The following is an 8,892-nucleotide window of genomic DNA, read 5'->3' as shown; positions in this document are numbered from 1 at the left end:
GTGCGGTAGAGGTTGAAGTGGCTGATCACCGGCGGAGCGCTGGTGAGTTCCGCAGAAGCGAATTCCGACACCTGAACCAGCTTGTTGTCCTTGCTGCGCACGTAGTAACTGAGCACATCCTCGAGGGAACTGCGGTTCTCGGAGGCCGCCTGGACGTAGATGTTCCGGACCTGGCCGCTCTCATAGGTGAGGCCCGAATAGTTGCTGCCCGCCAGCACGGCGATCGTCTGCATCGCCTGCTGGAAGTCGACGTTGAGGGCCCCGAGAATCGAGCGGTCGATCTTCAGCCCGAAGGCCGGGGCGCTGGGGATGAACTGGGTGTAGAGGGTGGAAAAGCCACCGCTGGCCGTGCCCGCCTGGATCAGTTGCTTGGCCTGATCATTGAGCTCGTTGAAGCTGAAGGCCCCGTTGCTGAGGTCGTTGAACTGGAAATAGAAGCCACCCTGGGCGGAGAAGCCCGGGATCGCCGGCGGCTGGGCCGCCACCGCCATGCCGGAGCTGATCTGGCTGAGCTTGGCGTTGAGCCGGTTGACGATCGCCGGCGCCTTCTGGTCGGCACCGCTGCGCTCCTCGAGCGGCTTGAAGCCGAAGAAGAACACCCCCTGATCAGGACTGGCGCCGTTGAAGCCGTAGCCACTCACCACCGAACCGGCGATGATCTCCTCTTCTGCATTGAGCACCTTGGCCACCTCCAGGCCTGTGGCCTGGGTCTGGCTGAGGGAGGCACCGTTCTGGAGCTGGAAGATGCCCATCCCGTAGCCCTGGTCCTCCTCAGGGATGAAGGCGGAGGGGAGGGCGCTGAAGGCGAACAGGGTGAGGGCGATGCCGCCGCCCAGACCCACCAGGATCCAGCGACGCCGGGCGATCAGGGCCGCCACCATCGCGGCGTAGCCGCGCTCCAGACGGGAGAAGAAGGCGTTGAAGCGGTTGAAGATCCAGACCAGATTGGCTCCGGCCAGCACACCGGCCACCACGCCGACCACGTAGGTGAGGTTGCCGAAGGAGGCGGCGCTGAAACGGCCGAAGGCCAGGCCCACCACCACGCCACCGATGATGCCCACCAGCCGGCCCGGAGGCGCCGACTTCTGGCTCCTCAGCAGCAGGGCCGAGAGCATCGGCGAGAAGGTGAGCGCATTGAAGGCCGAGATGGCGATCGAGAAGGCGATGGTGAGGGCGAACTGCTTGTAGATGATGCCGATGCCCCCGGGATAGAAGGCCACGGGCACGAACACCGCCATCAGCACCAGGGCCGTGGCCACCAGGGCACCGAACAACTCACCCATGCATTCCATGGCGGCCTGGCGGGGGCGCATGCCCTTCTCCAGGTTCTTTTCCACCGCCTCGATCACCACAATGGCGTCATCCACCACTAGGCCGGTGGCCAGCACCAGGCCCAGCAGGGTGAGCTGGTTGATCGAGAAACCGAAGATCTTGACGAAGGCGAAGGTGCCGATCAGGGAGATCGGAATCGCCAGGCTGGGCACCACCGTGGCCCGCCAGTCCTGCAGAAACAGGAACAGGATCAGCAGCACCAGCACGATGGCCAGGCCGAGGGCATCGATCACCCCCTCTACGGCCGATTCAATGAACTGGCCGATGTTGTAGATCTCGAACACCTTGACCCCCGGGGGGACGGTCTGGGTGAACTGGTTCATCACCTGCACCACCTGGTTCGAAACGTCGAGAGCGTTGCTCTCGGGGGTCTGGAAGACCGCCACCGTGATCGACGGGTGGCCTTCGATGCTGACGGCCTGCTGGGCGTAGGTGTTGGTGCCGTAGGTGGCCTCACCCACATCCTTGAGCCGCAGCAGGTTGCCGGCGGGTGTGCGACCGACGATCAGATTGTTGAGCTCCTCGACGGACACCAGGTTGCCGTTGTTCTCCACCAGGATCGGGTAGGCGAACTTCTGGTTCCCCCCAGCTGGCGGTCCCCCCACCAGGCCACCGATCGCCACGGAGTTCTGGCTGCTCACCGCATTGACCACCTGATCGGCGGTGAGGTTATTGGCGGTCAGCTTGTTGGCATCGACAAACAACCAGAAGGCGGGATTGCTACCACCGAGAAGGTTGACGGTGGCCACGCCCGGCACCCGTTCCAGCTGAAAATAAAGGTTCTGATAAATCAGACCGTTGAGATAGGAGGCATCGAACTGACCCTCCGTTGACGTGACCTGATAGGCCAGCAGGATCGACGGGGTGCTCTGCATCACCGAAACCCCGGTGGCCTGCACCTGCTGGGGCAGCTGGGGCATCGCCAGGGAAACGCGGTTCTGCACGTTCACCTGGTCGATGTTGATGTCAGTCCCTTCGTTGAAGAAGACCTGAATCGTGCTCGTCCCAGACATGTTGCTGGTCGAGGAGATGTAATTGGCCCCTGGAACCCCGTTGATCTGCTGCTCGATCGGGTTGGTCACCGCCTGCTCGGTGACCAGGGAATTGGCACCTCCATAGTTGGAGGTCACCTGGATCAGGGGTGGGGCGATGTTGGGAAGATTCTCGATCGACAGCGTGGGGATGGCGATCAGACCCACCAGCACGATCAGGATGCTGCAGACGGTGGTCAGGACCGGCCGCTTGATGAAGTTATCGGAAAACGACATCGGTTCGCTCAGCTCGCCGCCGGGGCCGGGGCCGGCGCCCGCCGCACCGGCATGCCGGAGCGCAGCAGGGCCGTGTTGCTCACCACCACCTCATCCCCCTTGGCCAGGCCGGAGAGCACGGGATAGGCGTTGTTCTGCAACTTGCCGAGCGTCACCGCGGTCTGCACCACCACGGGCGTGGTGCCTGGAAGTTTCTCCAGCTGCTGCTTCTGGGCCGGCAGCAGCTGGTCCGAGGCCTTGATCTGGGGCAGGATCGTGGCCAGGGGCAACACCTTGTACACGAAGGGTTGCTGGGCCTGCATCATCACAGCCTCCACCGGCACCGCCAGCTGGTCGCTGGTGCCGGTGATGATGCGGTTGCGCACGTACTGGCCCGTCTTGAGCACCCCGGTGAGATTGGGGAACTCCGCCTTCACCAGCACCGTGTTGGGCTGGGTGGAGGAGCCCTCCTGGCTGGCGGTGGCGAAATAGGGGGAGACGAACACCACCCGGCCCATGCCTTTCACCGGTGGGTTGCTCTGGCTCTCCACCTGCACCGGCTGGCCGATCTTCACCTGGCTGGACTGGGTGGCCGGCACATCCATCAGGGTCCAGAGGGAGCTGTTGTTGACGATTCCGGTGATCGCCTGGCCCTGGCGCACGTAATCCCCGAGTTTCACCGAATCGAGGTTGCCGATCTCGCCGTCAATGGGGGCGGTGACGAACTTGTAGCCTAGGGTGGCCGCACTGGAGCGGGCCTGGTCGCGGCTCTGGATCGCCTGGGTGATGTAGAAATCACGATCCTTGGTTGACACCGCCCCCTGCTCGTTGAGGAAGACGTAGCGCTCGGCGTTGACGCGATCCTTGATGGCCTCGGCCCGGTCGGAATCGAGCGTGGCCGATTCCTGCACGTTGTCGAGCACCAGGATCGGCTGGCCCGCCTTCACCCGTTGGCCCTCCCTGGCCAGGATGCGCACCACCCGGCCATCGGACTCGGGCCGCATCACCACGTTGGAGGTGGACTCGATGACGCTGATCGTCTCGATGCCTGGGGTGAAGCGGAACTCCCCCACCGTCACCGTCTGCACCACCAGGGGCTGGCGGGCCTCGGGCTTAGGGGCGCCGCAGGCTGCGAGCAGCAGCGCCAGAGGAAGGAGAGTGGGGAAGGCCTGCCTGCGCACCGGACCGGTTCATACCTGTGCAACGTACCGGAAAAGCCCCCTTCGCCCCACTGGGCCGGCGCGGCTTGCGGCCCCTCAGGCGTGGGGCCCTGGCCCGCCACGGCGGCTGTGGCGCCGGTGGTAGTCGGGCTCCGGGTTGGACTCCTGCAGCTGGCGCACCGCCTCCACCGCCATGCCGGCCACCACGCCGAAGCCTCCGAACACCACCGTGCTCCAGAACAGGGCCTGGGGAGTGATCCTCAGGGGAGTATTCACCACGAGGGCCCGCAGGAACTGGGCGATGGCCAACCCCACCAGACCCGTCATCATGCCTGCGCAGAGCACACGCCGGCCACTGATGGGTGGGCAGGGGGCCGGCATCAGGACGCTCCGTCCGCCGGGGCCTCAGCCGCCGCCGGAGGCGAAGCCCCGGTGAGCTGTTTCACCACGACGTAGAACACCGGCACCACGAACAGGGACAGCACGGTGGCCACGGCCAGGCCACCGAACACCACCGTACCCAGGGAAGCCTGGCTGCGGGCACCGGCACCGCTGGCAAACACCAGGGGCAGAAAGCCGAACAGGGAGGAGATGGCCGTCATCAGGATCGGCCGGAAGCGGGACTGGGCCGAGGCCCTCGCGGCTTCCAGCGCGGATTCACCCTCCTGCATGCGCTGGTTGGCGAGATCGACGATGAGGATGCCGTTCTTGGCCGCCAGACCGATCAGCATCACCAGGCCCACCTGGGCATAAATGTTGAGCACCTCACCCCGCAGGGCCAGGAACGCCAGGGCCCCGAGCATGGCCGTCGGCACGGTCATCAGGATGATCAACGGATCGCTGTAGCTCTCGTACTGGGCCGAGAGCACCAGGTAGACGGTGAGGATGCCGAGGGCGAAGATCACGATCGCCAGGGCCCCTGCCGCCACCTCCTCCCGGGAGATGCCGGTCCAGTCGTAGCCGACGCCGGTGGTGGAGAGGTTGTTGAAGAGGTCCTGGATGTCCTTGATCGCCTGGCCGGAGCTCCGGCCCGGCAGCGCCGAACCCTCCACCTTGATGGAGCGGAACAGGTTGAAGCGGGGAATCACCGACGGACCCGTGGTCGACTCCACCGTGATGAATTCTGACAGGGGGATCTGTTCACCGCTGGCGTTGGGCACGTACAGGGACTTCAGCTGATCCGGATTGGCGCGGTAGCGCTCATCGGCCTGGACGAAGATGCGGCGTACCCGGCCGGCATCGAAGGTGTCGTTCACATAGAAGGAGCCGATGTTGAAGCTGAACGTCTGCATCGCCGTGCCGTAGTCGACCCCGAGGGCCGCCATGCGATCCCGGTCGACGAAGATCTGCAGCTGGGGGGCCTCGGGGGAGAACTGGGTGAACACCCGATCGAACAGACCGCTCTGGTTGGCCTTGCCGACCAGCTGGGTGGCCGCCGCGAAGAAATCGGCAGGGGAGAGCGCACCCCCACTGCGGTTGAGCATCTGCATCTCGAAGCCCGCCCCGGTGCCGTAGCCGGGGATGGCGGGGGGTTCGATGACGATGATGCGGGCCTCCTGGATCACCGAGAGCTTACGGTTCAGCCGCTGGGTGATCGCCGCCACCGACTGCTCATCGGAGGTGCGCTCGTCCCAGTTGCGGGTGCCGAAGAAGAACAGACCCCGGTTGGGGGCATTGCCATCGAGGCTGGCGCCGCTGAACACCGCCGCCGAGGTGATGTCCTTTTCGCTGCGCAGAATTTCCGCCACCCGCTGATTGATGCGGCGGGTGTTCTCCAGAGAAGCCCCGTCGGGGGCCTGGACGAAGCCGATGGCATAGCCCTGATCCTCCACCGGCACGAAACCCGTGGGGATGGAGGTGAAGGCGAAGGCGGTGAGCACGATGCCTCCGGCCAGGAAGGCCATGATCAGCCGGCGCCGGCCCAGCACCCAGCCCAGGCCGGCTTGGTAGCGCCGCTCCACACCGGCATAGATGACGTTGAAGCGACGGAAAATGAACGGAGCCCCCCAACCCAGCGCCCCACCGATCAGCGTGTAGATCAGCACCTCGAGGGGACTGTTGACCCCCGCCAGCAACAGCGCCGAAACGGCGCCACCGATCGCGAATGGCAGCCGCAGGGGAAATCCAGTGAGCAGCAGCAGGCCAAAGCCGATCCCCGTGGCCAGCGCCAGCATGCCCAGGGCCACCAAGGTGCCGCCACCGCTGGCCAGCAGCCCGTAAACGAAACCGATGAACACCCCGGAGATCGCGTAGGTGCGGCGGCTGGGCGGTTCACTCTCCCTGGCCAGCAGCAGGGCCGAGAGCATCGGCGAGAAGGTGAGGGCGTTGAAGGTGGAGATCAGGATCGAGAAGATGATCGTGGCGGCGAACTGTTTGTAGATCGTCCCGGTGGCTCCGGGGAAGAACAGCACCGGCACGAACACCGCAAACAGCACCAGGGAGGTGGCGATCACCGCGCCGAACAGCTCGTCCATGGTGGACTTGGCGCTCTCCAGGGCGCTGAGGCCGGAGCCCTTCTTGGTGGAGGTGTCCTCGATGATGGTGATGGCGTCATCCACCACCAGCCCCGCCGCCAGCACCAGGCCGAACAGGGTGAGCTGGTTGAGGGTGAAGCCGAAGGCCTGCACGAACAGGAAGGTGCCCACCAGGGCCACCGGAATGGCGATGGCCGGCACCAGGGTGGCCTTCCAGTTCTGCAGAAACAGGAACAGGATCAGCACCACCAGCACCACCGCCTCCCGCAGGGCGGTGGTGACGCCGTCGATCGAGGCTTCGACAAATTCGGTGTTGTCGTAGATCTTCTGGATCGTCATGCCCACCGGCATCGTCTCGGCAAACTCTTTGATCACCTCCTCCACACCACTGGAGACATCGAGGGCATTGCTGCCGGTGAGCTGGTAAATCGCCATGCCCACCGAAGGGACACCGCGCAGGTCGGAGGCCTCGATGTCGAAGGATTCACCCCCCAGCGTCACCCGGCCCACGTCCCGCAGCCGCACCAGGCCACCGTCGCCGGTGGAGCGCAGGATCATCGAGCCGAATTCCTCCGTGGTCCGCAGCCGTCCCTGCAGCTGCACCGTCAGGGTGAACTGCTGGCCCTCGGGGGAGGGAGCACCACCGATCCGTCCCACGGGCACCAGACGGTTCTGGCTGCGCAGGGCCTGCACCACATCGGCGGCCGAGAGCTTGTTGGCCGCCAGCCGATCCGGATCGAGCCAGAGGCGGAAGGCCAGCTGGCGGTTGCCGAAATAGGTGAGTTCACCCACACCGGGCACGCGCCGGACCGCATCGGTGAGGTTCTGATCCAGGAGGCCACTGATGGTCTCAAGGCTGTATTGATTTTTCGGATCTTCGCTTGTGAAGTTATAAACGAGAAGAATGGAGTTCGAGGCCTTGTTGACCGTGATGCCCGATTGGCGCACCTCCTCCGGCAGGCTGGGCTGGGCCAGGGAGACCCGGTTCTGGACGTTCACCTGGTTGATGTCGCCGTCGCTGCCGCTGGCGAAGGTGACGGAGATGGCGCTGGAGCCGTCGGCCGCGCTGGTGGAGGTGATGAACTCCATGTTCTGCACCCCGTTGATCTGCTGCTCGAGCACGCTGGTTACGCCCTGCTCGACGCTGACCGCATCGGCTCCCACATAACGGGAGGTGACCCTCACCGTCGGCGGGGCGATGTCCGGCAGGTTCTCGATCGGCAGCAGCGGAATCGCGATCAGGCCACCGATCACGATCAGCAGGCTGCACACCGTGGTGAGCACCGGCCTGAGGATGAACGTGTTCGAAGGGGACATCAGGCTGGGCTCAGTTGACCTTGACGGGCGCGCCGTTGCGGAGGTTGATCAGGTTGGTGGTGATCACACGGGCGCCCGGCTGGAGGCCCTTGAGCACCGGATAGCGGTTGTTCTGCAGGGGGCCGAGCTGCACCGGAGTCTGGAGGGCGAAGCTGGTGCCGGCGGGGAGCTTGCGGGCCACCGCCAGGTCGGTGCGGCCGGGGCGCCGCTCCAGATCGGCCAGGCTGCCCACCTCGTAGACGAAGCTCTGGCCGGAGATCTGGGTGACGGCCGCGAAGGGGACCGACAGCTCCTGGCGACTGTCGAGCACCAGGCGGGTGCGGGTGCGCAACCCGGTGCGCAGCACCCCGCCGGGATTGGCGAACTCGGCCTTGGCTAGCAGGGACTGGGTGCCGGCCACCACCCCGGGATCGAGGGAGCTGACCACGCTCTGGGCCATGGGCTTGTTGGTGGCGGGATCCATCAGGATCACCGGCTGACCCACCCGCAGGCGATTGGAGAAGACGGCCGGCACGTCCACCCGGGCCATCAACCGGTCGTTGCGGATGATCGAGGTGAACGGATCGCCGGCGGAGATCACATCACCCAGCTTCACCTGCACATCCCCGACAACACCGGAGATCGGTGCCTTCAGATCACGGAAGGCCAGATCCGCCCGACGCGCCACCAGATCCTGCCTGGAGGAGAGGTAACGCTGCCGGAACTCATCGCGCTGGAAGGCGCTGGCGGCCCCCTGGCGCACCAGGTATTCGTAGCGCTCGTAGTTGAGCTTGTTGGTCTCCACCTCCGCCACCAAGCGAGCCACGTCGGCCTGGGCCTGGGCCTGGTCGAGCACCAGCAGAATCTGACCCTGGTTCACCTTGTCCCCCTGGCGGACCAGCAGGCGCTGGATGCGGCCGCCGGCCTGGGCCGCCAGGCGCACCTCTTCGATGGCCTCCAAGGTGCTGACGGTGTCGACGTTGTCGGTGAAGGGCGCCAGGGTGGCCGCTTCGGCCCGCACCGAAAGGGGTGGCCTGGCGGCGGGAGCCTCCGACTGGCAACCCGCCAGCAAGGAAAGGGCCACCAGAGGTCCGCCAAGCAGAAGAGCCCTAACGGCCTTGGAGGAACGGCAACGCTGGCGGGGGAGGCGATGGGTCGGGCTCTGTCGCAGCCCTGATGGAGTTATGCGCACCGAACCTTCAACGCGAACCCTTCAGCCAGGCGAATGCTAGGGCATGGGAGAAAAATCCCGGGGCTGAAGCCGACGTGACGGCGACCCCTGATCCATGGACGCCTTCAATACCACACTGGAGTCTCCGAAAGCGCCCCCTGCGTATCACCCATGGGCCCGGGCCGCAACTGGCCCTGCAACAGCTGTGGCGG

The 8,892-nt window shown here is 65.4% G+C and carries 5 protein-coding genes; all 5 read right to left on the bottom strand.

All coding sequences use genetic code 11. The features are described 5' to 3' along the window. Nucleotides 1-2,600 (bottom strand): efflux RND transporter permease subunit (locus KBZ04_RS10845; protein WP_254991944.1); only part of this gene is annotated, 2,600 nt, incomplete at its 3' end. Between the two features lie 8 nt (nt 2,601-2,608). Further along, nucleotides 2,609-3,760, bottom strand: coding sequence for an efflux RND transporter periplasmic adaptor subunit (locus tag KBZ04_RS10840; protein ID WP_254991943.1), 1,152 nt, complete (start codon nt 3,758-3,760; stop codon nt 2,609-2,611). A 75-nt stretch (nt 3,761-3,835) separates the two neighbouring features. Continuing rightward, nucleotides 3,836-4,120 (bottom strand): hypothetical protein, encoded by a 285-nt coding sequence (locus KBZ04_RS10835; RefSeq protein WP_254991942.1) that lies wholly within the window; start codon nt 4,118-4,120, stop codon nt 3,836-3,838. Beyond that, on the bottom strand, nt 4,120-7,530 hold the full coding sequence (locus KBZ04_RS10830; RefSeq protein ID WP_254991941.1) for an efflux RND transporter permease subunit: 3,411 nt from the start codon (nt 7,528-7,530) through the stop codon (nt 4,120-4,122). The genes KBZ04_RS10835 and KBZ04_RS10830 overlap by 1 nt, the downstream gene beginning before the upstream one ends. A gap of 10 nt (nt 7,531-7,540) precedes the next feature. Next, the gene (locus KBZ04_RS10825; protein WP_254991940.1) at nt 7,541-8,593 is read right to left on the bottom strand and encodes an efflux RND transporter periplasmic adaptor subunit; all 1,053 of its coding nucleotides are present in this window, start codon (nt 8,591-8,593) and stop codon (nt 7,541-7,543) included. Nucleotides 8,594-8,892: the final 299 nt, after the last annotated feature.

This window comes from Cyanobium sp. N5-Cardenillas, from assembly GCF_024345515.1.
In the GTDB taxonomy this organism is placed as follows: Bacteria; Cyanobacteriota; Cyanobacteriia; order PCC-6307; family Cyanobiaceae; genus Cyanobium.
This window is presented reverse-complemented; position numbering and strand designations above follow the sequence as displayed.

Bases quoted from the DNA above. Each gene is read 5' to 3' on its own strand.
- KBZ04_RS10835 (WP_254991942.1), bottom strand. From the start codon at position 4,120: ATGCCGGCCCCCTGCCCACCCATCAGTGGCCGGCGTGTGCTCTGCGCA.
- KBZ04_RS10830 (WP_254991941.1), bottom strand. From the start codon at position 7,530: ATGTCCCCTTCGAACACGTTCATCCTCAGGCCGGTGCTCACCACGGTG.